Origin of the sequence: Flavobacterium sp. CG_9.10, assembly GCF_015752245.1 — a bacterium.
Taxonomy (GTDB): domain Bacteria; phylum Bacteroidota; class Bacteroidia; order Flavobacteriales; family Flavobacteriaceae; genus Flavobacterium.
The window spans coordinates 137,133-161,445 of the sequence record NZ_JADOVD010000006.1; the positions used below are offsets into that span (position 1 = coordinate 137,133).

23 protein-coding genes are annotated in these 24,313 nt (G+C 33.0%); 9 read left to right on the forward strand and 14 right to left on the reverse strand.

Going from position 1 to position 24,313, the window contains the following annotated elements; translation table 11 throughout:
* Nucleotides 1–17: 17 nt before the first annotated feature.
* The 6 genes from IWX84_RS06930 to IWX84_RS06960 form a co-directional block, all read right to left on the reverse strand.
* A complete protein-coding gene (locus IWX84_RS06930) occupies nt 18–425 on the reverse strand; it encodes a type II toxin-antitoxin system VapC family toxin (RefSeq protein ID WP_196850008.1) in 408 nt (135 codons plus the stop codon).
* Nucleotides 425–667: a DUF6364 family protein gene (locus tag IWX84_RS06935; RefSeq protein WP_196850009.1), complete on the reverse strand. Its 243-nt coding sequence runs from the start codon at nt 665–667 to the stop codon at nt 425–427. The genes IWX84_RS06930 and IWX84_RS06935 overlap by 1 nt, the downstream gene beginning before the upstream one ends.
* Nucleotides 668–978: 311 nt before the next feature.
* A complete protein-coding gene (locus IWX84_RS06945; RefSeq protein WP_196850010.1) occupies nt 979–1,938 on the reverse strand; it encodes a hypothetical protein in 960 nt (319 codons plus the stop codon).
* A gap of 2 nt (nt 1,939–1,940) precedes the next feature.
* Nucleotides 1,941–3,401, reverse strand: coding sequence for an MBOAT family O-acyltransferase (locus tag IWX84_RS06950; protein ID WP_196850011.1), 1,461 nt, complete (start codon nt 3,399–3,401; stop codon nt 1,941–1,943).
* A 384-nt stretch (nt 3,402–3,785) separates the two neighbouring features.
* Nucleotides 3,786–5,330 (reverse strand): ribonuclease E/G, encoded by a 1,545-nt coding sequence (locus IWX84_RS06955; RefSeq protein ID WP_196850012.1) that lies wholly within the window; start codon nt 5,328–5,330, stop codon nt 3,786–3,788.
* A gap of 416 nt (nt 5,331–5,746) precedes the next feature.
* On the reverse strand, nt 5,747–6,067 hold the full coding sequence (locus IWX84_RS06960) for an HU family DNA-binding protein (protein WP_262487700.1): 321 nt from the start codon (nt 6,065–6,067) through the stop codon (nt 5,747–5,749).
* A 103-nt stretch (nt 6,068–6,170) separates the two neighbouring features.
* On the opposite strand from IWX84_RS06960, the gene mutY reads away from it, so the two are divergent.
* The 4 genes from mutY (at nt 6,171) to gldD (ending at nt 9,669) form a co-directional block, all read left to right on the forward strand.
* Nucleotides 6,171–7,205, forward strand: coding sequence for an A/G-specific adenine glycosylase (gene mutY / locus IWX84_RS06965; RefSeq protein ID WP_196850013.1), 1,035 nt, complete (start codon nt 6,171–6,173; stop codon nt 7,203–7,205).
* 50 nt (nt 7,206–7,255) lie between these two features.
* Nucleotides 7,256–7,696 (forward strand): single-stranded DNA-binding protein, encoded by a 441-nt coding sequence (locus tag IWX84_RS06970; protein ID WP_196850014.1) that lies wholly within the window; start codon nt 7,256–7,258, stop codon nt 7,694–7,696.
* Nucleotides 7,697–7,719: 23 nt separating this feature from the next.
* Nucleotides 7,720–9,015, forward strand: coding sequence for a gliding motility-associated protein GldE (locus IWX84_RS06975; protein WP_196850015.1), 1,296 nt, complete (start codon nt 7,720–7,722; stop codon nt 9,013–9,015).
* A gap of 90 nt (nt 9,016–9,105) precedes the next feature.
* A complete protein-coding gene (gldD, locus tag IWX84_RS06980; RefSeq protein ID WP_196850016.1) occupies nt 9,106–9,669 on the forward strand; it encodes a gliding motility lipoprotein GldD in 564 nt (187 codons plus the stop codon).
* Nucleotides 9,670–9,839: 170 nt separating this feature from the next.
* Here the strand turns inward: gldD and IWX84_RS06985 are convergent, their stop codons facing one another.
* On the reverse strand, nt 9,840–10,223 hold the full coding sequence (locus IWX84_RS06985; RefSeq protein ID WP_196850017.1) for a heavy-metal-associated domain-containing protein: 384 nt from the start codon (nt 10,221–10,223) through the stop codon (nt 9,840–9,842).
* Between the two features lie 106 nt (nt 10,224–10,329).
* Between IWX84_RS06985 and IWX84_RS06990 the strand changes: the two genes are divergently transcribed.
* Entirely contained in the window at nt 10,330–11,196 is an 867-nt protein-coding gene (locus tag IWX84_RS06990; RefSeq protein ID WP_196850018.1) for a DMT family transporter, read from the forward strand.
* 84 nt (nt 11,197–11,280) lie between these two features.
* Nucleotides 11,281–12,222 carry a T9SS type A sorting domain-containing protein gene (locus IWX84_RS06995; protein ID WP_196850019.1) on the forward strand — a complete coding sequence of 314 codons (942 nt, stop codon included), beginning with the start codon at nt 11,281–11,283 and terminating at the stop codon, nt 12,220–12,222.
* Between the two features lie 420 nt (nt 12,223–12,642).
* Here the strand turns inward: IWX84_RS06995 and IWX84_RS07000 are convergent, their stop codons facing one another.
* From IWX84_RS07000 to IWX84_RS07015, 4 genes are all read right to left on the reverse strand, one after another.
* Nucleotides 12,643–14,691 carry a M16 family metallopeptidase gene (locus tag IWX84_RS07000; RefSeq protein ID WP_196850020.1) on the reverse strand — a complete coding sequence of 683 codons (2,049 nt, stop codon included), beginning with the start codon at nt 14,689–14,691 and terminating at the stop codon, nt 12,643–12,645.
* Between the two features lie 12 nt (nt 14,692–14,703).
* Nucleotides 14,704–16,029, reverse strand: a complete 1,326-nt coding sequence (locus tag IWX84_RS07005; RefSeq protein WP_196850021.1) for a M16 family metallopeptidase — start codon at nt 16,027–16,029, stop codon at nt 14,704–14,706.
* A gap of 217 nt (nt 16,030–16,246) precedes the next feature.
* On the reverse strand, nt 16,247–17,611 hold the full coding sequence (locus tag IWX84_RS07010; protein ID WP_196850022.1) for a M16 family metallopeptidase: 1,365 nt from the start codon (nt 17,609–17,611) through the stop codon (nt 16,247–16,249).
* Nucleotides 17,612–17,670: 59 nt separating this feature from the next.
* Nucleotides 17,671–18,957: a M16 family metallopeptidase gene (locus IWX84_RS07015; protein WP_231385434.1), complete on the reverse strand. Its 1,287-nt coding sequence runs from the start codon at nt 18,955–18,957 to the stop codon at nt 17,671–17,673.
* A gap of 291 nt (nt 18,958–19,248) precedes the next feature.
* Here IWX84_RS07015 and rplU point away from each other — a divergent pair, with 291 nt between their 5' ends.
* Both rplU and rpmA read left to right on the forward strand, forming a co-directional pair.
* Nucleotides 19,249–19,884, forward strand: coding sequence for a 50S ribosomal protein L21 (rplU, locus tag IWX84_RS07020; protein WP_196850023.1), 636 nt, complete (start codon nt 19,249–19,251; stop codon nt 19,882–19,884).
* Nucleotides 19,885–19,914: 30 nt separating this feature from the next.
* Nucleotides 19,915–20,181, forward strand: a complete 267-nt coding sequence (gene rpmA / locus IWX84_RS07025; protein WP_086453627.1) for a 50S ribosomal protein L27 — start codon at nt 19,915–19,917, stop codon at nt 20,179–20,181.
* A gap of 52 nt (nt 20,182–20,233) precedes the next feature.
* On the opposite strand, the gene IWX84_RS07030 is transcribed toward rpmA, so the two are convergent.
* From IWX84_RS07030 to IWX84_RS07040, 3 genes are all read right to left on the reverse strand, one after another.
* On the reverse strand, nt 20,234–21,955 hold the full coding sequence (locus IWX84_RS07030; protein ID WP_196850024.1) for a tetratricopeptide repeat protein: 1,722 nt from the start codon (nt 21,953–21,955) through the stop codon (nt 20,234–20,236).
* Nucleotides 21,956–22,504: 549 nt separating this feature from the next.
* Nucleotides 22,505–22,786: a Txe/YoeB family addiction module toxin gene (locus IWX84_RS07035; RefSeq protein ID WP_196850025.1), complete on the reverse strand. Its 282-nt coding sequence runs from the start codon at nt 22,784–22,786 to the stop codon at nt 22,505–22,507.
* Complete coding sequence (locus IWX84_RS07040; protein ID WP_196850026.1) at nt 22,768–22,992, reverse strand: hypothetical protein; 225 nt, start codon at nt 22,990–22,992, stop codon at nt 22,768–22,770. Before IWX84_RS07040 ends, IWX84_RS07035 begins: the two co-directional genes overlap by 19 nt.
* 438 nt (nt 22,993–23,430) lie before the next feature.
* Here IWX84_RS07040 and IWX84_RS07045 point away from each other — a divergent pair, with 438 nt between their 5' ends.
* Complete coding sequence (locus IWX84_RS07045) at nt 23,431–24,198, forward strand: hypothetical protein (protein WP_231385435.1); 768 nt, start codon at nt 23,431–23,433, stop codon at nt 24,196–24,198.
* The last annotated feature ends 115 nt before the right edge of the window (nt 24,199–24,313 follow it).

A 24,313-nucleotide genomic window follows, 5' to 3' on the forward strand; every position in this document is an offset into this window, starting at 1 on the left:
AAAAAATTCTCTTAACGTTATTTTTTCAGATATTCTTTTGCTGTCAAAACGGGAAGAATTGATTTTTTAAAATCTTTCTTGTTTCGGGTGATAATAATATCCAAATCATTTTCTAAAGCGGTATGGTATTGAATGGCATCTTCAAAATCTTTGAAATCAGAAACCAATGCCAATTCTAAAATTTTGTCATCCATAGGTAAAACTTCTACCAATACTTTAAACTTAATCAGGATTTTTCTTGCCTCATCTAATTTATGATTTCTTGCTAATAAATAATGGGTATTTGCTATTGACAAAGAAGAGATATAGAGTTTTACTTTATTGTGATCTGCCAAGGTAAAAAGTTCCTGTGCTTCTCTATAAAATTCTTCACGTTTTGACAGTAAATCGATTACGATATTTGTATCTACCAATAATTTTTCCATTAAGAATATTTTTTGGATAAATACTCAGAATATTCTTTTTTATAGTCATCACTTTCAAGCGAAATGACTCCTGTAAGGCTTTCTACAAGCGGACTTACTTTAGATTTCTCTGCATTCTTTTTGGTCAATGATTGCAAATAATTCTCAATAAGTTTAGAAAGACTTACGCTATTTTTTTTAGCATAGGTTTTAGCTTCCTCAATTGTGTTTTGGTCAATATTCAAAGTGAGCTTAGTATTCATGATGAAATTTATTTACGTGTAAAATTATAAATTAATCACGTGATATGCAATTTTTTTTATTAAATTTTCTATTCTATTACACTCAATATTAGCGTTTAATGTAATATTTTTTTTAGCAGTTGAGAATTTAAGGGTGGGGAGTAATGAAAATGGGAACACAATTGCATCCTCAAACGAAAGTAGTTCGTGGTGTTTTAGCAAATGAAGCTTCGGAGTTGATGTTGCGTTTTTTTGCGGAGAAAAGGAAGTAAATTTGAGTTGACATTACGTAACTACTTAGCTGTCAAAAACAAGGAAGTATCTGGATAGCTCTACAATTTCTCGTTGATTAGCTCACCTATTTTTCTAGAAAAAATTGCTACTCCATTTTTATTCATATGTGCTGAATTATAAAAATATTTTTTTTGAAGACACAATGAATCATTTGAAAAATTAAAATAGTCTATACGATGTTTTTGTGAAATATTCTTAATCAATTGATTTACATTTTTTTTATTTGCTAACTGATAAGTCTGCAATTCATAATAAGATGGTGACCAAATAAAATATATTTTAATCTTATTCACTTTGCAATACTGAATTATTTCTTCAATGACAGATAATCCTATAGAATTTATTTTCTGGTTCTTTTTTTGTACCATTTTGTCTTGCAGCAATATTTTTTTAAAGTTTAGATAGTCTTTCTCTATCCAATTTATATCATGCTCTACATAACCATTTATGCTTTTTGAGCAGAACGAATTGTTTTTTAGAGATTTCATTTGATTAAAAATACTCATTTCATAACCTCTGTATTTATATATTGGAAAGAATTTTTCAAAATAAAAATCTTTGTCTATATCTTTTGAAACCTTTTGATATTCTTCTGACTCGTAATAAGGTAAATATTGGAATTTATCATATATCTCTTCTGAATCTTGCAAAGCGATATCGTCTATATCTAGAATTACTATTTTAGGTTTAATATTTCTGTTAATATATGCCTCCCATCTTATTTTTAATAAGTTATAATGTGTACCACTTAATCCAAGATTATAAGTTTTAAGCCCAGTAATTTTATTTAAAATTTCAGTGTCATAATGTGATTCTGCTCTCGATGTGCCTAGAATAACAATATCAGTTTGCAATTTACCTTCAAAGATTTTGTACCACGTGTTATTGTTGCAAATATTGTCTTTTGATAAGTAAAAATCAATTATAAGTTGCAGACTCATTAATAACGAATATGCTATAAAACCAGTTATAATAAGTTTTAAGATGAATTTTTTCATATTTAAAATTGAAAATAAATAAAGCTTGTCGCTTGATTTTTAATTGAAAGTAAAATACTTACTACAGTAATAGAATAAAAGAGATATTTTAAAATCAGTGATTTGTTTGTTTTATTCTGATACGTAAAAACAACATTTTCATTTTTATAATACCAATCAATAATCAAGAAAATAAAAATATAAAAAAGTAAAGGTCTTATATTTAATTCATAGGTTTTAGCTGTTTGTATTTTAAAGAAATTATGTTGATTAAAGATTCCTTTTATGAATATAACGGCATCTTTCACAGTTTTGGATCTAAAAAAAATCCAAGCAAATGAAGTAAGACAAAAAGTTAATATGATATCAAAAAAATATTTAACTCTTGAAACAAAATTATTTATTACTTTAAATTCAAGATGTTGTCTATTTTTTTTCCTTACAAATGACGGAATAAAATATAACGCATGTAGTCCTCCCCAAATTAAATAAGTCCAATTCGCACCGTGCCAAAAACCGCTAACTAAAAATATTATAAAAACGTTTCGAATTGATATAAAGTTTGACTTTCTTGAACCTCCTAAAGGAATATATACATAATCCCTAAACCATGTGGATAAAGAGATATGCCATCTTCTCCAAAATTCTGCAATATTTCTTGAAAAATAAGGAGTTTTGAAATTCGTAATCAAATCAATCCCAAACAATTTAGCAACACCTATAGCGATATCTGAATATCCGGAGAAATCACAGTAGATTTGAAAGGAAAACAATATTGTTCCAACAATCAATGTTCCTCCAGAATAATTTGAATAGTTTTGAAAAATGTCATCTGCAAAAATTGCACATGTGTCAGCAATTACAATTTTTTTAAATAGCCCCCATAAAATCTGCCTTAATCCATCAACGGCTTTATTATAATCAAAAATTCTCTTACTCTGAATTTGAGGTAAAAGATGTGTTGCTCTTTCTATTGGCCCAGCCACCAACAAAGGAAAAAAGCTGACGAAAACAGAGTAATCAATAAAATTCTTTTCGGCTTTAATTCGATCTTTATAAATATCTATTACATATGAAAGACCATGAAAAGTATAAAATGAAATTCCCACGGGTAAAATAACTTTTAATGTCCACGGATTTACGTTCAAACCAAAGTTTGAAATTGCATCCGTAAATGATTGAGCAAAAAAATTATAATATTTAAAAACACCCAGAAAACCAAGATTAATGGAAACACTTAACCAAAACCAAAACTTCTTAGAGTTGAGATTTTGCGCTTCTGACATCTTAATTCCAGTGAAATAGTCTAATAATGTTGAAAAAAACAAGAGGAATAAAAAGCGCCAATCCCAACAAGCGTAAAAAAAGTAACTTGCGCCAAGTAGTAGTATATTTTGAAGTTTAAGGGATTTGTTAGCAACAAACCAATATAAGATAAATATTATTGGTAAAAATATCGCAAAGTTTATTGAATTAAAAAGCATTTGTTTATGTATTTTTTTTTAATTATTCTCCCATTTTTTTTACTGATGACTTGTAATATTCCAGTCAAAAAGCTTATATCTTCCACTAAAAACAGAATGGTATAATGGAGCAAACTACCTTAATTTCCTTCGCTAATATATAAATATTTTATTACAAAACTTACAATACGTTTTTAATATCAAATAATCTTTAAAACCACAAATGCCCTAGCCCGGATAGCAGTGAAAATCCTTTTATCCCGATTTTTAGGGATAAAAGATTGTAACGTATAGCCGGAAATAGCTCCAAAAAATAAACTGAAAATAATAGATGAGATTGCTTCGTTCCTCGCAATGACAATAAGGCACAAAAAAACCGCCAATCTTGCGAAAGGCGGTTTTGATTTAATATGTAATAACATTTCCTTTTTTATCGTAGAAATGATATTCTAAATACGTGTAAGCGTCACGAGGTATGATTTTCACCCACTTTTTATGTTCAAAAAACCATTTTGAACGTAATGATGGAAAACCTTTACTGAGGTATGCAGCCACAAACGGGTGTACATTAAGTACGACTTTATTGTGGGTTTTTAAAATTGTTTCCAGATCAGAACCTATTTTATCAATGATTTGAATTGGCGCTTCTATTTCGCCATTTTCATTGTTTGGATCTTCTTCTCTGGTTTTAATATTTACTTCTGGTCTTACTCTTTGTCTTGTTATCTGGACTAATCCAAATTTACTAGGAGGTAAGATTTTGTGTTTCGCTTTATCATCGCTCATTTCTTCCCTAAGGAATTCGAACAACACTTTACGATTTTCTGGATTTGACATGTCGATAAAATCCACTACGATGATACCACCCATATCACGAAGACGTAATTGTCTTGCGATTTCGGCAGCAGCAATCATATTCACTTCCATTGCGGTGTCTTCCTGATTAGTGGCCTTATTAGAACGGTTTCCGCTGTTTACGTCTATAACGTGCAAAGCCTCAGTGTGTTCGATAATAAGATAAGCCCCTTTACTCATGGAAACTGTTTTCCCAAAGGAGGTTTTGATTTGTCTCTCTATGTTGTATTTCTCAAAAATAGGCGTATCATTTGATTGATAAAACTTAACAATTGATTGTTTTGAAGGTGCAATTTCTTGCAAATAATCCTTCGTTTGGTTGTACAACTCTTCATCATCAATTTGAATACCACTGAAGGTATCATTAAAAACGTCTCTCAATATCGAAGAGGCTCTGTTGAGTTCTCCTAATACTTTGGACGGATGATGAGCAGTCGGTAATTTTTTACACATTGCAGTCCATCTGCTGAGCAGGTTCTGCAAATCTTTTTCTAATTCGGCTGTATTTTTGCCTTCGGCTACTGTGCGAACAATAACACCAAATCCTTTTGGTTTGATGGATTGTACGAGTCGTTTCAAACGGTCTTTTTCTTTTTTGTCTTCTATTTTTTGTGAAATAGAAACACGGTCAGAAAAGGGAACCAAAACAATAAAACGTCCGGCTAGAGAAAGCTCAGCGCTAATTCTAGGTCCTTTAGTAGATATTGGTTCTTTGACGACTTGTACTAAAACAGATTGATTGGAACTTAATACATCAGTAATAGTACCATCTTTGTCTATTTCTTTTTCAAACTGGAAGGTTTTTAGGGAGAAATCTTTTAATTTACCTGCGCTTACAAGTTTTATGAATTTCAATTGGGAAGCTAAATTGGGTCCTAAATCATGATAATGTAAAAAGGCATCTTTTTCGAAGCCTACATTTACAAAAGCGGCATTAAGTCCGGCAACTGGTTTTCGAATTTTGGCAATAAAAATATCGCCTACTTGAAAGTTGCTTTTTTCTTCCTGTTTGTGTAATTCAATTAGTTTTCCATCTTTTAATAAGGCAAAATCTACTGCTTCAGAACTGGATCGGATGATTAATTCTTTATTCACGCTGTAAATTTTTATCCGAACTTTTAGTTTTACGTTTAAAGTTTCAGGTTTAAAGTTTAAAAAAAACTCATAACTCATAACTCATAACTCATAACTGAATTGTCAGGATGGATTAAACAATATTTTAACAGGTATTGTACCCGGGGAAACTTAAAGATTTTTGATTCTCGATTTTTGATTCTCGATTTCAGATGTTTTAAAAAAAACTGCAATCTACAATCGTTAATCTTAATTCTTAAATCATTCCGTTTCAATTTCAATGAACTTTTAAAAAGAAAAAAGTAGTTTAAAACTACTTTTTCTTTTTGTGACGGTTAGCTCTCGCTCTTTTTTTACGTTTGTGAGTCGCTACCTTATGTCTCTTTCTTTTTTTACCGCTTGGCATATCTTGAAGATTTTATGATTAATTAATTATGTTATTTTGCTTCGTTATTTATTTTTACTCCTTCAACAAAAACTTTTGCAGGTTTAAATGCAGGAATATTGTGTGCAGGAATTTTTATTGTTGTATTTTTCGAGATATTTCTACCTGTTTTTTCTGCTCTAGTTTTTACAATAAAACTTCCAAAACCTCTTAAATAAACATTGTCTCCAGTTTCTAATGAATTTTTTACTTCATTCATAAAAGTCTCTACAGTTGCCTGAACATCTCCTTTTTCAAGACCTAGTTTTTCTGAAATTTTTGCTACGATATCTGCTTTCGTCATTTTCTTTCCTATTATATTATGTTGTACTATTTTTTTGAGTTTGCAAATATAGGAATTTAAAAAACAATTATTCAAGCTAATTCATTAAATTTTAATCACATAAACTTTTACTTTTGCAGTCTAATATTTAAAGATGAATTTTTCTAACGTATTGATAAAATGGTATTTACAAAATAAACGGGATTTGCCATGGAGAAATACCACCAATCCATACCCAATTTGGCTCTCCGAAATTATGTTACAACAGACGCGAGTAGCTCAGGGAATGCCTTATTTTTTATCGTTCACTACCGCTTTTCCAACTGTTTTTGATCTCGCCGCAGCAAATGAAGAACAAGTTTTGAAACTTTGGCAAGGATTGGGTTATTATTCCCGTGCCCGAAATCTACATAAAACGGCTCAATACATCGCTTCTGATTTAGACGGAATTTTCCCAGATAAATATATTGATTTACTGAAACTGAAAGGAGTTGGAGAATATACTGCAGCGGCAATTGCCTCTTTTTCTTACAATGAAGCAGTTCCGGTTGTTGATGGAAACGTATTTCGGGTTTTGTCCCGTTATTTTGACATTGAAACTGATATTGCTCAGGCTTCCGCCAAAAAAGAATTCACTGCTTTGGCTTTCGAATTAATGCCAAAAGCTAATCCCGCTATTTTCAATCAGGCAATAATGGAGTTTGGTGCTTTGCAATGTGTTCCCAAAAGCCCTAATTGTGGCATCTGCGTTTTTAACGAAAGTTGCGCTGCTTTACAAAAAAAGAAAGTCGATCAATTGCCGGTGAAGTCTAAAAAGTTAAAAGTTCGCAACCGATACTTTAATTATCTTGTGGTTGCCGATGAAAAGGATAATACGATAATTCAAAAACGAACAGCTAAAGGCATTTGGCATAACTTATATGAATTCCCTTTGATAGAAACAGAAAAGGAAGAGAATTTCGATTTTATCTCGGAGCAAATAGAAACTGAATATTTTAAGGACAATACCATTATAAGCATATTAGAAGATAATGATAAAAGTATAATCCATAAATTATCACATCAACATTTGCATATCAAGTTTTGGAAAGTCAATCTAAACGGAAGCATTGAAAACGGAATAAATAATGACACTTTAAAAACATTTCCTTTCCCCATTGTGATTCACAATTTTATAGAAAAGGAATAATATAAGATTGCAAAAAAATGTATCTTTGATTGAAATAGGATTTGAATATCATGAATGGAACTTTAAATAAGGTGATGCTAATAGGGCATTTAGGTGACGAAGTCAAAATGCATTATTTTGAAGGAGGCAACTGTATCGGAAGATTTCAATTGGCAACAAACGACGTTTACATCAATAAAACGACCAACGAAAAAATCACTTCTACCGAGTGGCATAATTTAGTGGTACGAAATAAGGCCGCCGAAATTTGTGAAAAATACCTTTCCAAGGGGGACAAAATATATGTGGAGGGACGTTTAAAATCCCGTCAGTGGCAAGCGGAGGATGGATCAACTAAATACACGACCGAAATTCAAGTAATGGAGTTTACTTTTTTATCCACAAAGAAGGACAACGACAACAACAAACAAATTCAAAGTTCGGAATCCACAAAAAACACTAACTTTGACACACAAAAAAGCGATTTACCTATCAATGATTTACCGTTTTGATTGTTTAACTAATCTTATTTAATTTGGACCCAGAGCCCAGTTTATTCTTTTCCTATGCCATTGATACTGATTTAGTATTTGGTTTTATTGGGATATTTGCCTTACTGTTTTGTTCTGCTTTAGTTTCAGGAGCAGAAGTAGCCTTGTTTTCGTTGTCACAAAAAGACATCGATGTAACCTTACAAGAAAATGTTTCCAAAGGAAAAATCATATCAGATCTTCTTGAAAAACCAAAAAAACTGTTAGCCACACTTCTTGTAGCTAATAATTTCATCAACATAGGAGTGGTAATTTTATTTTCATTTGTGGGAAAAAATTTATTTGCCGCAGTCACTTCGCCAGTTTTAAAATTTATTCTGGAAGTAATTGTCGTAACTTTTTTACTGTTGTTGTTTGGTGAGGTTTTACCAAAAGTGTATGCCAGCAGAAACAACATCAAGTTTGCCAAGTTGATTGCTTATCCTATTGCAGCCCTTGACAAATTGCTTTCACCTTTGAGTTTACCCATGCGATCCGCCACGATATATTTGCATAATAAATTAGGAAAACAAAAGACCAATTTCTCTGTCAATCAATTGTCACAAGCATTAGAACTTACTGATTCAGACGAAACCTCAACCGAAGAGCAAAAAATATTAGAAGGAATTGTGAGTTTTGGAAATACAGACACTAAACAAGTGATGAGCCCCAGAATAGATATTTTTGCTTTAGAAATTGAAGAACCTTTCGCTGCTATTTGTCCCAAAATCATAGAAAAAGGATATTCAAGAATTCCAGTTTATAGAGACAATATTGACCAGATTGAAGGCGTTTTATTTGTGAAAGACTTGTTACCACATATCAACACCAGTGATTTCGACTGGAAGACTTTATTAAGAGAACCATTTTTTGTTCCCGAAAATAAAAAATTGGACAATTTGCTTAAAGATTTCCAAAGTAAGAAAGGTCATTTAGCAATTGTTGTTGATGAGTACGGCGGAACTTCCGGATTAGTTTCACTGGAAGATGTAATCGAAGAAATTGTGGGCGATATTAGTGATGAATTCGATGATGAAAATAGTTTTTGTTCCCAAATTGATGACAAAAATTATCTTTTTGAAGGAAAAATAAATCTAAAAGATTTCTACAGAATTATTGATGTTGACGAAGAATCATTTGAAATTAAAAAAGGAGAAGCCGAAACCCTGGCTGGGTTTATTCTCGAAATACTAGGCAATTTCCCTAAAAAGGATCAAAAAATAGCTTTTGAAAACTGCCAGTTTACCATTGAAACGGTAGATAAAAAACGCATCAAACAAATCAAAGTAACAATTGAATAATTTCTCCCTCTAACCCACTCCGAAAGAACGGGAATCATTGCGGAATATGTTTCTTTTGAAAAATAAAAGATTAAATAAATTAGAATAGAAATGTTTAAAAAAATAATCCCTTTTTCAACAATCATATTGGTATCGTTCTTAAGTTTTAGCTGCAAAGATGATGTTTTGCCGAAGCCAGCTAGTTATTTGAGATTGGATTATCCAGAGGCAAAATATGTAAGTTTTCAAAATGAATGTCCTTTTGCTTTCGAAATGAATTCAGAAGCGGTGATCAAAGGAGAGAAAGATTGTGGGTTTACTATTTCGTATCCAAAAATGAAAGCCACTATTTATTTGACTTACAAACCCGTGAACAATGATATCGCCAAATTGTTGCGTGACGCTCAAAAACTAACCTACGAGCACGTCATAAAAGCAGATAATATTCTGGAACAACCTTATTTGAATCCTACCAAAAAAGTATATGGTATGTTCTATCAGGTTGATGGAAACGCGGCCACCAATTCACAATTTTACGTAACCGATAGCACCAAACATTTTGTGACAGGCTCGGTTTATTTCTATGCTAAACCCAACTTCGATTCTATTATGCCGGCGGCAAGTTATGTTAGAAACGACATGCAAAGACTGATGGAAACCTTGAAGTGGAAATAATTTTTAGAAAGGTCAATAAAAAAATTCAACCATATAAGACATTTAAGAACAAATAGGCTTATCGACAGTTGTCATTCAAAACTTTCTTAAATTACCTTCAATTTCTTAAATGGTTCAATAAAAAAAGCTTCTCAATTGAGAAGCTTTTTTTTGAAAATGGAATAGTCTAATTATGACTTCATATTCGACACTTTATATGTTTTCCCGTCGCCTGTAGCTTGAACTACTTTAGTTAGGCTCTCCGGATTTTGAACCGTTTTATCAAAAGTCACTGTGGCCAATTTTTTGTCAAAATCTACTGTTGCTTTTTGCACCCCGTCAAGTTCTGTCAATTCAACTTGTATGGTTTTGGCGCAACCAATCGCGCAAGTCATTCCTTCCACTTTAAAACTTGCAGTTTGCAAATTAGCGGATGCAATTTCTTTTTTAACTTTTGGAGCAGTAGTTTCTGCTGTAACCATTCCCGTTTTAGAAGCTTCTGAATTATTTTTTTGGCAACTTACAAACAAAAGACTTGTAAGTACTACCACTGCTAATGATTTTGAGAAATTCATTATGATTGGATTTAAATTAATTACCTAATAATTAGTTGCAAAATTAATGAAAAAAAAGGAACAGTAATTCATAAAATTATTACAATTTTGGGGCAAAAATTAGAGTATGAATGCAAGACAATTGAAATGGGTTTACTTGATGATTCTTGCCCTGATATGGGGAAGTTCATTTATATTGATAAAAAAAGGGTTAATTGGATTAAGCGCGTTACAATTGGGTTCCTTGCGAATTCTGTTTGCTGCCATTTTTCTATTATTGATAGGTTTTAGAAGTCTGATGAAAATCCCGAAGCAAAAATGGAAATACATTGCGCTGACATCTATGTTTGGCACCTTTATTCCTGCCTATCTTTTTGCCATTGCCGAAACAGAAATAGACAGCTCCATAACGGCGATTCTAAATTCTTTGACTCCATTAAACACGTTGATTTTGGGAGCTATCGTTTTTGGAATAAATTTCAAAAGAAGTCAGGTTTGGGGAGTTTTTATAGGACTGGTAGGAAGTATGCTTTTGGTTTTTAATGGAGCAATAAACCATCCGGAACAAAACTATTATTATGCTGTTTTAGTCATTATTGCTTCCGTTTGTTATGCTGTAAATGTCAATTTGCTAAAAAAATATTTATCGGATTTAAGTCCGCTGAGTATTACTACTGGAAATTTTGCGTTTTTGCTTCTACCTACATTGCTTATTTTATCTTTTTCTGGCTTTTTTGAAGTAATACATATCGCCAAAGTGCAACATTCGATTTTGTTCATTATGATTTTAGGAGTTGTAGGAACTGGAATTGCTAATATTCTTTTCTTTAAACTGATTCAAATGTCTTCGCCTGTTTTTGCCACTTCGGTAACGTATTTAATTCCTATAGTTGCTTTCTTTTGGGGATTGCTAGACAATGAAATGCTAACTCCTGTTCAGTTTTTTGGAGCATTTATTATTTTGATTGGCGTTTACTTATCGGCGAAGAAGTAAACATTAATTCATTTAGTTTAATTTGTACATATTTAACGTAATTTGTTGTACCTTAACGTTATATAAATATAATAATTACAAATTATGAAAAAAACTACACTATTTATTATAGCTCTTCTCTTAAGTAAGGTTATAATAGCGCAGCCAGTACTCAATGCTTCTGATGTAATTCTAAATTATTCTGCCGTTGATTATTATGGTGATGCTTCTAGATTATCTCCAGGAGGTGCAGGTCCTAACCAAGTTTGGGATTTTTCTTCAGTATCACTAACAACTGATGGTACAACTACGTCTTATTCTACTATACCTATTAATACAGCGCCTTTTGCTGTAAACTTTCCTACCGCGAATTACTGTTTTAAATTTACTAATAACGCTACTCCTCCAGTTACCTTGTATGGTTTATACAAAATTTCACCAACGTCTTTAGAAGAAATTGCAGATGTTGACAATACTACTATTTATGTTGATTATACTCCAAATCCCTATACTTTATTTACATTCCCTTACGCTTACAATACTGTAATATCTGATACTTACACTTTCACTGGTGATCCAACTATCTATACTAATAACAGTATTTATGATGCCTATGGTACATTAAAAACCCCTTTTAGTACCTATAGTAATGTTATTCGAAAAAAAATTACCGATTATGACGGTTCTGTGTCCTATGACTGGTATGCAACTAATCCATTACAATTTATTATGTCCGCAGATTATAGCACTCCTAGTTGCACGACTTGTTTATATATTGCGAAAATAACAACTTTAGGAATAAATAAAATTAGATTAGATAGCAAAATAAATGTTTATCCTAACCCAACAAGTCATAATCTCAATATTCAATTACCTGACAATATAATTATTGATAAAATAATCATTACTGACCTTACCGGCAAAATAGTAAAAGAACAAACCCAAAGCACTAACAATATAAATGTAGAAACCCTTGCCACAGGTGAATTCATTATTCAAGTTAGATCAGGAATAAATATATTTCAAAGCAAGTTTATAAAGAATTAATTTTTCATGTTTTCTGAAAAAGCAGAATGTTTGTCCGTAAAATATACTAATTGTTAAAATAGTCATATACTCCCGAATGGTTACTTTAATTTTTATTATACGATTATAGGATTGGATAAATAAGACATAAGTAATGTAAATGACGCTTTTTAATGTTGTGGCAAAGAGCTTAAACTATGATTAGAAATAATCCTATATTTCATTTCAAAAAGCAATACAAATGCAAATACTGAATCATCTATCTCAAAATAAAACTCTTTAGAGTAAATCAAAGCGGAGAAGGTTGCAAAAGTTTTTTCCGGTTTAGAATGGAAAAGACTTTTACTTAAACCATATTAAATTATACGATCTTAATTTGTCTTCCAAGAAAAAAAAAGGCTGTCGTTTAAGACAGCCTTTCTTGTTTATTTCAGGATTTGATTATTTAAAATCTGCGTCTGTAACTCCTTCGTTGATTTTTACTTCATTGATTTTGATATCCAATTCAAAGCCAACATTCTGGATGATATTAAAAGGAACTTTCACTCCTTTAACGTCTCTGTAATCACTAAAATTAGTTACTTGAGTAATAGACTTACCTCCTTGATCCATTGTTTTTGAGTTTGCCAGTTTTAAACCTGTAGTCATATCATAATACAGCGTAGTTTTACCGTCCTTAATGGCATAAGTATCTTTACCGTTAATGGTTTCGATACCCGCAAGTGTTGCACCTTCTTTTTTATCCAATAGTAATTCTTCGAATAGGACTGCGCTATTTTTCATTTCAACCAACTCAGCTCCTGTAAAGTCTTTTCGTTGTCCTTGTTGTAGCACATAAGCACTAGTTTCATTAACTACTTGTTTCATAAGACTCATCGTTCCCATGGCTAACTCTACATTTAATTTACCTTTCGCATCTGCTTTTGAAGTAAAAGTTAAAGGTGATGGTGCTTGAGGTATTACTGTTGAACCCACCATAGCGATTGTTTTTACCGCTTTTACGGCTTTTTCTCCACCTATGGCAACAATGTACTTGTCTAAGACACTCTTAATGGTTACGCCTGCTGGCATATCTTTTTTGAAAATTGGTTTTTCAATTGCCTTTCCGTATTTATCAAAATAGAACATTGGAATTTTTAGTTTCTCCAGTGAAGGAGCTACCTCAGATCCTTTACCTACAACCACTATTCTGATATTATCCGCTAAGAAAAAGCGGTTAGCTACGCTTTTAATGTCTTCTACCGTTACTGCATTTATATTTTTAATATAGTTTTCGTAAAAATCAGCAGGCAAATTTTGTGTTTCAGTATTTAACGCGTAGCGCGCTACTGTAGATGGTTTTTGAACTTGCATTACAAAGGTACCAATGTATTTTGCTTTTGCATTTTTCAAATCGTTAGCAGTTACTAATTCTGTTCTGATTTTTTTTAATTCGCTTAAAATTTCAACTACTGAACTATCCGTTACAGCATTTCGTACTGATGTTGAAGAACGAAATTTTTCTACGTATTTACCGAATCCTACATCCGAATAAGCTCCATATGTCCAACCGTGTTTTTCGCGTAAGTTTAAAAATAACCTTCCTTCTCCGCCACCGCCAAGAATCTGGTTGGCTAAAATTGCAGCAAAATATTGTTTGTCGGTAATTTTTAAATTGATTGTATTTACCACTGAGATTTCAGACTGAACTGCGTTTGGCATATCTACAAAATCAATCTGAGTTTGTTGCACGTTTTTAGGATCAGGATATATAATCTTAGGCGCACTTGCTTTGGTCCAAGAGCTAAAAAGTTTTTCAACCATTTTTTTTACTTCTTTCGTATTGACATCGCCTACTACAACCAAGTAAGCATTTCCAGGAACGAAATTAGTTTTGTAGTTTGCAACAACATCCTTTAAAGTAACTTTGTTAATACTTTCCGCACTTAAAAACTCACCTGAAGGATGATTTACTCCAAATGCCAAAACATCTTCCACTCGTCCAGCAACGGCAGCGACGCTTTTTTCCTGTGTTTTTATTCCTTCTAAAAGCTTTGCTTTTATTTTATCAAATTCTTCTTGCGTAAATATGGTGTTCAATGCGCCATCAGCCATTAATTCTAATATTCTTCCAGAATATTTAGACAATCCGCTGGCAGAAGCACCTTTTGCATTAAAATTAATATTTGCCCCTAAAAAATCAACTTCTTCATTAAAGGCATCTTTTGATGTTTTCGTCGTTCCACTTCCGATAAGTTGGCTTGTAATATCTGCTACTCCTTTTTTGTCTCCTTCCGCATAAGGCATGTTGTCTAAGCTAAGGCTATAGGAAACTCGAGGCAGTTTATGATTTTCCACTACCATTACTTTCAGTCCGTTTTTAAGCTCAAAATTATTGGATTTACCGATTTTAATTGTTGGAGGAGCTGTAGGTTTTGGTTGCGGGATTACTTGTGCTTGCAAAACTAAAGTCAAAAATAGACTTGATAGTATATATATTGTTTTTTTCATGATGGTTCTGTATTATTTTTTGGCTTTGTCTGATGATGGAACATAATCTAATACTAATCGTTGATTAGGATTTAGATATTTTTTTGCAACAGTTCTAATCTCTTCCGGAGTAATGCTTCGGTACATCTCAATTTCGGTATTGATTAAGTTTACGTCTTTGTAAAGCATATAGAAAGTGGCCAGATTATCTGCTACTCCGTCAATAGAGGCATTGCTGTTTACGTATTGATTCTCATACTTGTTCTGAAGCTTTTGTAACTCCTTGTCAGAAATTAATTCGGTCTGTAGTTTTACGATTTCAGAATCAATTTCGGTTAGGATGTTCTCAGATGTCCTTGGTGCTTGAGGTAAACCATACAGAATATACGTTCCGTAATCTTCCTGACTATAGCTAAATGCACCAATTTGCAAGGCCATTTTTTTGTCGTCAACTATTTTTTTGTATAATCTTGAACTTTTACCGTCACTTAAGATTGTTGATATAAAATCCAAAACTCTGGCATCACGAGTTTTCATCGATGGAGTTCTGTAAGCAGCCACTACCATTGGGATTTGAATGTTTCCATCCTCAAATTTTGCTTTGATGGTTTGGGTTATTGGTTCTTCTACAAAAGTCTCTCTTTCAATAGCAGTTCCCTTTTTTATGGCGCCAAAGTATTTTTGTACCCATTCTTTAGTCTGATCGGCGTTAAAGTCTCCAGCTATTACAAGCACTGCGTTGTTCGGGATGTAAAATTTCTTATTGAAGTCTTGAAATTCCTCCAGTTTTGCAGCATCTAAATGATCCATTGAACCAATAGTAGTCCAGCGGTAAGGATGTTTTGTGAACATTTTTTTCTTTACCTCAGGAATCATTTGTCCATAAGGACTGTTGTCATAGCGCAATCTTTTTTCCTCTTTGACAACCTCATTTTGAGTATCAACACCAATTTTGTTAATTACAGGATGTAACATTCTTTCAGATTCCATCCATAATCCTAATTCAAGATTGTTAGAAGGGAATATTTCGTAGTAGTACGTGCGGTCTTCGGTGGTATTGGCGTTATTTGTCCCTCCATTTCCGGTGACAATTTTAAACCATTCTCCACGCTTGATGTTCTCAGTACCTTCAAATAATAAATGTTCGAAAAAGTGAGCAAAACCATTCCTTTTAGGATTTTCATCTTTAGCGCCTACATGATACATTACTGATGTTATCACAACTGGAGCCGAAGGGTCGTTTTGTAAAATAACATGTAAACCATTGTCTAGATTGTATTCTTCGAAAGCTACTTTTTGTGCAGAAACGGCTCCGCCAAGCAAAAGTGTGGCGCTTAACGCCATTATTGATTTTTTCATAAATGTTAATCGGTTGATTTGCCTATAGGTCGTGTTTTAAACTGTATTGTTACACTAAAACGAACTTTTTTCATAAGATTTTACGTCTTTTTCCGGCAGTAGATAAATTAAATAAGTAGTGGGTCTCTTTATTTGCTAAAACAATAAAAAAAGGCTCTCCATCATTAAATTTGATGGAAAGCCTTTGTAGCCTAAAAGTATGAAATAGCGGTTTTTATTATAGAACAGGTTTTTCTATTGGATTGCCATAAATATCAAAATAGAACATGGGAATCTTCAGTTTTTCCAGTCCGGGAATCACTTCCGATCCTTTACCGGCGATTATGATTCTAGTATTGTCTAAAAGAAAATATTTATTGGCAGCTCGCATCACATCATCAGGTGTTACAGCATTTATGGTTTTAATGTAATTTTCATAGAAATCAGTTGGAAGATTTTCGGTTTCTATGTTTAATGCATAACGTGCAATTGCTTGAGGTTTTTGAACCTGCATGACAAATCGCCCAATATACCCTGCTTTCACATTGTTAAGCAATTCCACGGATACTTTCTCGGTTCTTATTTTTTTTATTTCTTTAATAAACTCAACAACCGCACTGTCAGTAACTGCGCTTCGTATTGCGGATGCCGCTTTTAATTTGGTTACATATTTTCCAGATCCAATAGTTGCACTGGCACCATAGGTCCAGCCGTGTTTTTCTCTTAAATTCATGTTTAAGTAACTGGTGTAATCACCCCCAAGAATATATGTAGCCATGACCGCGGGGAAGAAATCTTTGTCGCTCATTTTTAAATTCAAGGTGTTTACCAATGAAATTTCCGATTGAACGGCGTTCGGTACATCCACAAAATTTATTTGGGTGAAAGCAACATTTTGGGGAGCGGGATAGGTAAGTTTTGGCGTACTTCTCTTTTTCCAAGGACCAAAAAGGTTTTCAACAATTGGCTTTACTTCGTTATATTTCACATCACCAATAATCACCAAATAAGCGTTTTCCGGCACAAAATAGGTTTCGTAATTCTTTTTAATATCCGCAAGAGTTACATTTTTCAATGTTTCTTCAGACATATATTCCCCGGAAGGATGGTTTTTTCCAAAAGCAAGCGCTTCAACCACTCGGTGAGCAATTGCAGGAACGCTTTTCTCCTCGGCTTTAAGGCCTTCGAATAATTTGGCTTTTTCTTTTTCGAATTCTTCTTGTGTGAAATTCGGATGCAGTGCTCCATGTGCCAATAGTTCCAAAATTCTTCCTGAATATTTAGAAAGTGAATTGGCGTACGCCCCTTTAGAACCAAAATTTATATTGGCACCCAAGAAATCAATTTCTTCATTGAAGGCGTCTTTGGCAATTTTAATACTGCCATTTCCGATCATATTATTGCATAATTCATCGACTCCTTTTATAGTTCCTTCAAAAAAAGGTTCGTTATCCAGAGCAAGGTTAAAAGTCACTCGAGGTAATTTGTGATTTTCAACAATCATTACTTTCAAGCCATTGTCTAAAACAAAGGTTTGAGGTTTTTTTATATTTACCACTGGAGAAACTCCAGGTTTGGGTTGTGGACGGGCTTGTGGGTACATAATTCCTGTTGCGAACAAAATTAATAATAGAATAGTAGTTTTCGATAATCGAGAAAGTCTTAATTTGGCGCAGTCGCGGAAGGAACATAATCCAAAATAAGTCTTTGATTTGGATTTAAATATTTCTTGGCCACATCCCTAATTTCTTCTCGTGTTATAGAATGCAATAGTTCAATCTCTGTATTTATCAAATTGATATCTCCATAAAGCAAATAATAGGTGGCTAAATTTTCGGCAATTCCTTCCAGAGTGGCATTCTTGTTTACAAAGCGATTGTCAAACGTGTTTTGCAATTTTTGGAAATCTTTCTCCGAAATCAGTTCTGTTTGGATTTTCACAATCTCTTCATCAATTTCTTTTAGCAATTCTGCAGAAGTATGAGTACCCATTGGCAAACCATACAAAATGTACATTCCGTAGTCTTCTTGGCTAAAGCCAACAGCATCTATTTGCAAGGCCATTTTCTTTTCATCCACGATTTTCTTGTACAATTTCGAACTTTTCCCATCGCTTAAATAAGACGAAATCAAATCCAAAACTCGGGCGTCTCTGGTTTTCATCGAAGGCGTTCTGTACGTAGCAATAAGCATTGGGATTTGAATGTTATGATCCACATAATTAGCGTGAATGGTTTGCGTTATTGGTTCTTCGACAAAAGTTTCCTTTTTTAATGTTTCCCCTTTTGCAATTGAACCAAAATATTTTTGAATCCATTCTTTGGCTTTGCCATTTTCAAAATCTCCTGCAACAACTAATACAGCATTATTTGGCGTGTAAAACTTTTTATTGAAAGCTTGAAATTCTTCTAAAGTGGAAGCGTCTAAATGCTCCATGGAACCAATTGTCGTCCAACGATACGGATGCTTTTTGAACATGTTTTCTTTTACGGCTCCAATAATATTCCCATAAGGCTGATTATCGTAACGAGATCTTTTTTCTTCTTTTATCACTCCGTTTTGAGTATCAACACCAATTTTATTGATTACCGGATGCATTAATCTTTCGGATTCCATCCAAAGTGCTAATTCCAAATTACTAGAAGGAAAAACTTCATAATAATACGTACGGTCATCAGAGGTGTTGGCGTTATTCACTCCACCATTTGAAGTGACAATTTTAAACCACTCCCCTCGTTTTATATTTTCGGTACCTTCGAATAATAAATGTTCGAAGAAATGAGCGAAACCAGTTCTGTCAGGTGTTTCATCCTTCGATCCCACATGATACATCACCGAAGTTACCACAACGGGAACAGAAGAATCATTATGTAAGATGACATGCATGCCATTGTCTAAATTATATTCCTCGAAAGCAATTTTTTGAGCCGAAGCTACTCCTCCTAGCATAAGCGCAGTACTTAAATTGATTATTGTGTTTTTTATAAAGATTAATAAGTTATCATTTTTCAAAAGTTACAAAGCAAAAATTATTAATCTATCAAAAATACCTTTTTTTAATGATGATTGTCTGATGATTTTAATTTTAACAAACTTCTAACGATAAAAAGCTACTAATAAGGAGATAAAGCCTTGAAAAATAGAGCCTAAAACTTATAAAATATTTTTTTACTTAAGGAATTGCATGATAAATATTTAATTGTATATTTGCAACCTTAAAAATCAATAAATCAATTCGGTATGTATGCAATCGTAGAGATAGCAGGGCAACAGTTCAAAGTAAGCAAAGACTTAAAGGTTTATGTTCATCGTTTGACTAATGAAGAAGGTTCAAAAGTTTCTTTTGACAAAGTTCTTTTATTAGATGACAATGGAACAATCACTTTAGGCGCCCCAGCTATAGAAGGTGCTTCAGTAGAAGCTAAAGTGTTACAACACTTAAAAGGAGATAAAGTTATCGTTTTCAAAAAGAAAAGAAGAAAAGGATACAAAAAGAGAAACGGTCACAGACAATATCTTACTCAAATTGTAATCGAAGGAATTAGCGCAACAGGGACTAAAAAAGCAGCTCCAAAAGCTGAAAAAGTTGCTGAAGCTAAAGCTCCAAAAGCATCTAAAAAAGTAGATGATTTGAAAATTATCGAAGGAATTGGTCCTAAAGCTGCTGAAGCATTAGTTGCTGCAGGAGTTGATACTTTCACTAAATTGGCTAAAGCATCATCTGATTCTGTTAAAGAAATTTTAACAGCTGCAAGTGCTACTTTAACACATTTAGATCCAACTACTTGGGCTCAACAAGCTCAATTGGCTGCTGATGGTAAAATGGATGAATTAAAAAAATTACAAGATGAATTAAACGGTGGTAAAGCTGTTTAATTAATTACTAACAAAATAAACTAATACGTCATGGCTCACAAGAAAGGTGTCGGTAGTTCTAAGAATGGTAGAGAATCAGAATCAAAACGTTTAGGCGTTAAGATATTTGGTGGTCAAGCTGCTATTGCTGGGAACATCATCGTAAGACAAAGAGGTTCAAAACATAATCCAGGTGCAAATGTTTACATCAGTAAAGATCACACCCTACACGCAAGAGTAGATGGAGTTGTTTTCTTCCAAAAGAAAAGAGATAACAAATCATACGTTTCTATACTTCCATTTGAAGTTGAAGCATAATTGATTTTCTCAATTTATTAAAAAACCCGTTTCGTGAGAAGCGGGTTTTTTGTTATTTAATTCTAGAAGTAGTAATTTTTACATCAGCATTAGCCCAGCTTTTTGCAATCAGACCCTCCATCTCTTTTGCCTTACTTGGATTATTACTTTTTTCATACGCTAATTTTAATCCCTGTTGTGCCCAGCCATTATTGCGATACTTTTTCAAGTCTTCTTGATAGGTTTTTATGGCATCGTTATATTTCCCTGCTTCAATTTGAACTGCGCCTAAATGGTGTCGTACGGAGAAAAACCAATCTGGCGGTTCATTATAGTTCAAGTTGTCTTCAATAGTTATGGCCTCTTTGATAAGAGAAATACTTTGGTTATAGCCTCCTTCTGAAGCTAAAATTTCGCCTTTCAATACTTTACTGGCGATTTGCAACACATCGTACATTGTATTAATATTCCAAATTGTTATTTTTTTCATCGAATTATCATTGGACAAAACTTCTAATTTGTCTAACTCGGCTTTTGCTTTCGCAATGTCTTTTTTCCCTAAATATGCCATTCCCCTCCCATAGTGAGATATTGATACCGGATATTTCAGCGTATCGGAAACTAATTTCATTTTTAATATATCATCCCATTTTCCAAACTTTACCGCAACAAAATAAGGAATAACATAATAATGCTGTAAGGTTGACCAACCTGGCTCCGTCATTGTTTTTGGGTGTACAAGCTTTGATGTTTCATTGGCTCCTATCATCGCCCATTTGTAATTCCCTTCTAATGTGGCGCAAGCCGCCATAAAATGATAGTTATGAGGAAAATAGGCCAACGGATACGAACCCTTTGCGTGACAAATTGTAACATAAGTACTGTCCTTTTTAACCGCATTAATATTTGCTAAAGTCCCTTTGTGGTACTCTCCGGTTCTGATATAGATGTGTGAAGCCATGTGAATTAAGTGTCCAGAACTTGGAGCCAATCCGTCATCAAAACGTTTTGCCGAAGCATTGCCTCTTTCTGCATTATTAGATGCTTCAACCGCATGAATATAGAAATGATTGGCACCAATGTGCTTCGGATCTTTTTTCAATATATTTTCTAAAAGAGCTATAATTTCCAAAGTCCATTTCTTTGGTTCCCCCTTTTTATCATGCAAATCCCACGGATGCATATCCATAATGGACTCGGCGTATAAAGTTGCAATTGTATTGTCGTTGGGAAATTTTTTAACTACATTCATCATGGCTTCAGAGTAGGCACGATCTAATGAGCTTCTATCTTGCATCGCTTTTGCAACATATCTTTTCGATAATGCATTTATTAGTGCTTTTTCTTTTTCCGATGCATTGGCTGTAAATTTTAGTGCTTTTTGAATGGCTTTATATGACCTTTCATAATTATCGGGTTCCATTCCTGCATTGTAGTTTGGACCCAATACATAAGCGTAGCCCCAAAAACTCATTGCAGATTGTGGGTCTAATGTTGTCGCATAATAAAAAGATCGGGCCGCTTCTGCATGGTTAAAACCGAAGGCAAAGGCTAATCCTTGATTAAAATACTTTTGAGCTTCACTATTTTTGGTGCTTATTGGATAATCAATAATATCCATTCCTTTAAAGAGAGGTGCTTTATGATAAGACGCATACCATTTATTGTCTATAGTTTCTGGTGCGCAACTGTAACGAATTTTACCAGCTAACCCATTGTCTTTTGGTTCTGGTGCTTTTTTACACGAGCAAAATAAAATACAAATTAGTGCGATCACTCTTAATATATTACCCATGAGTTTGTATTTTAGTTATATCAATTAACCGGTTTGGTGCAATTAGTAAAGACGTCAGTTCGAGGATTTTTTGTGTAACAAAATGAAACAAAAAATATATCGAGAACCGTTTTTAAAAACAATTTTTGTTGTTCTCGATACAATTTTCTTCTCGAGGCTTCGGGAGAAAATCACTCGAACCGACGAAAAAACATCATCAAAAACTAATAACCCCCAACGGGTTATCAAATATAGTTAATATCGTAATTCATTCAGAATAAACCATATATGTTTTTTTCTTAGAACGTAGGATAGCAATAAAACCACTCCCTTAAAACAAATAAAATCGCTCTATACTTCCATTTGAAGTTAACGCCTAATTGATTTTCTCAATTTATTAAAAAACCCGTCTCGTTAGAAGCGGGTTTTTTGTTTAAATAAAAACATATCACTTACACTGTTTGTCAATTGGAGGAAGTTATTAAGTTAAAAAAAAGCTTTTACACTAAAAAGACACAGAAGCACTAATGATTTAAATATTTTTTACGCAGTGGATTTTATAGAGGAGGATTATTTATCATTGTAATGTCCTATAGCAGAAATGATAATTACTACTACTTCGTGGTCGATGATTTCATAGATTAATCGATCCTTTTTGTTGACTTGTCTGGACCAAACATTATCGTCTTTGTATTTTAGTTTTTCAGGCTTACCAATTCCAGTGGTTGGATGTGATTCTAATTCAAGAAATATTTTTTCAATTTTTAAAATATCCGTTTTCTTGCCCGATTTTTTTATTTTTAACAAATCAGCAATCGCTTCTTTGCTTATTTCTATTGTATATCTGCCCATATATTTTTAGTATCTACTTTGGTGTAGTTTTCTTCTCTATAAGCAGGCTTCTGAAAATTCTTGTGATGTTTTTCTAGTCTTTCAAGTATCTCAGGATTTGTAATTTCATTGTTTTCCTCAATTACTTCCACATCAAAAGCTTTCAAAATTTTTTTGATGATGGCTATTTGAGAAATGTCTTTTATGTTTACAGTAAGTGTCGTCATTTGAATAAGTAATCAATGAAGATACAAAGATATAAAATATTTAGGTTGTTGTTGAATGCTTGATTGCTAAAATAAACCCTCCTGATTCGAAAGAGAAAATAAGGGTTTTGCTAAAAGATATTGAATAGTTGAATTGATTTTTCTCAATTTATTAAAAAACCAGTTTCGAAAGAAACGGGTTTTTTGTTTTTAACGACAATATAACGTCACAACAGTCACTTCCTACTTTTATTTTATTATCACTTCAGCGGTTTTTTGTCTGTTATCACACTAGGCAATATTGTATCCTTATATAAGCAGTCAGAATATTCTTTAATTAACTAAAAAACAAAAGATTGCGCCTTAATTAAGTGTTTTTAGCAAATAATATTTCGTACTTTTAATAGTAAAATACAGTATTACTAATCATTAAATTGTACAATTATGAAAAAATTATTCATGTTTATCGCAGTAATTTTGTTTAGTGCTAATATGATTGCTCAGGACAAACTTTATTTATTATTTGAATTTATGAAAGTCGATAATGAACAAGAAACCGCTTACGGGGAAACGGAGAGTTTTTGGCAAAAGATTCATGACCAACGTGTCAAAAACGGAGATATTATAGGATGGGATCTTTGGTCATTACAACCAGGAGGCGAAGATCAAGGTTATCAGTACTTAACAGTTCAGGTCTTTAAAGATCCTGTCAAAATGTTTCAAGGCGGAGGCGATTTAATGGCAGCAGCCAAAAAAGCATATCCAGCAATGTCTGAGCAAGATCTTATCAATAAATTAAACCAGTCTGCTAAAAGCAGGGATTTAGCAGCAAGATTTTATTTGGAACAAATTGATCTTACCAAAGGACAATTTGATATGCCTTTAGGTACAGTTGCCCAAATAAACTTAATGAAAGTCGGGATGGATAATTATGCAAAATATGAAAATGCTGAATCAAAAACCTTTAAACTAGATCATCAAAAACAGGTAGATAAAGGCAATAGGGCCAGTTGGGAATTACTAAGAGTCATGGCTCCCACTGGCAGTGCTGCTTATGCCTCACATATTACTGTAGATATGTTTAAAGATTTCAATCAATATTTTGGAATGCCTAATGATACCGGTACAGTTTACACAGCAACACAAGAAAAAGAATTTCAAGAGGGCCTGGCTTCACGAGATCTTAAATGGGCATATATTGCAACTTTGATTAAAAAGGTTCGATAAGCATAAAATGTTCTCTACTATATAAAACCTGTTTCGAAAGAAACGGGTTTTTTTGTTTAGATGTTAATATGATTGGATAGCAAATTCTTAGAATAGATAAAGTACTGATTAAACA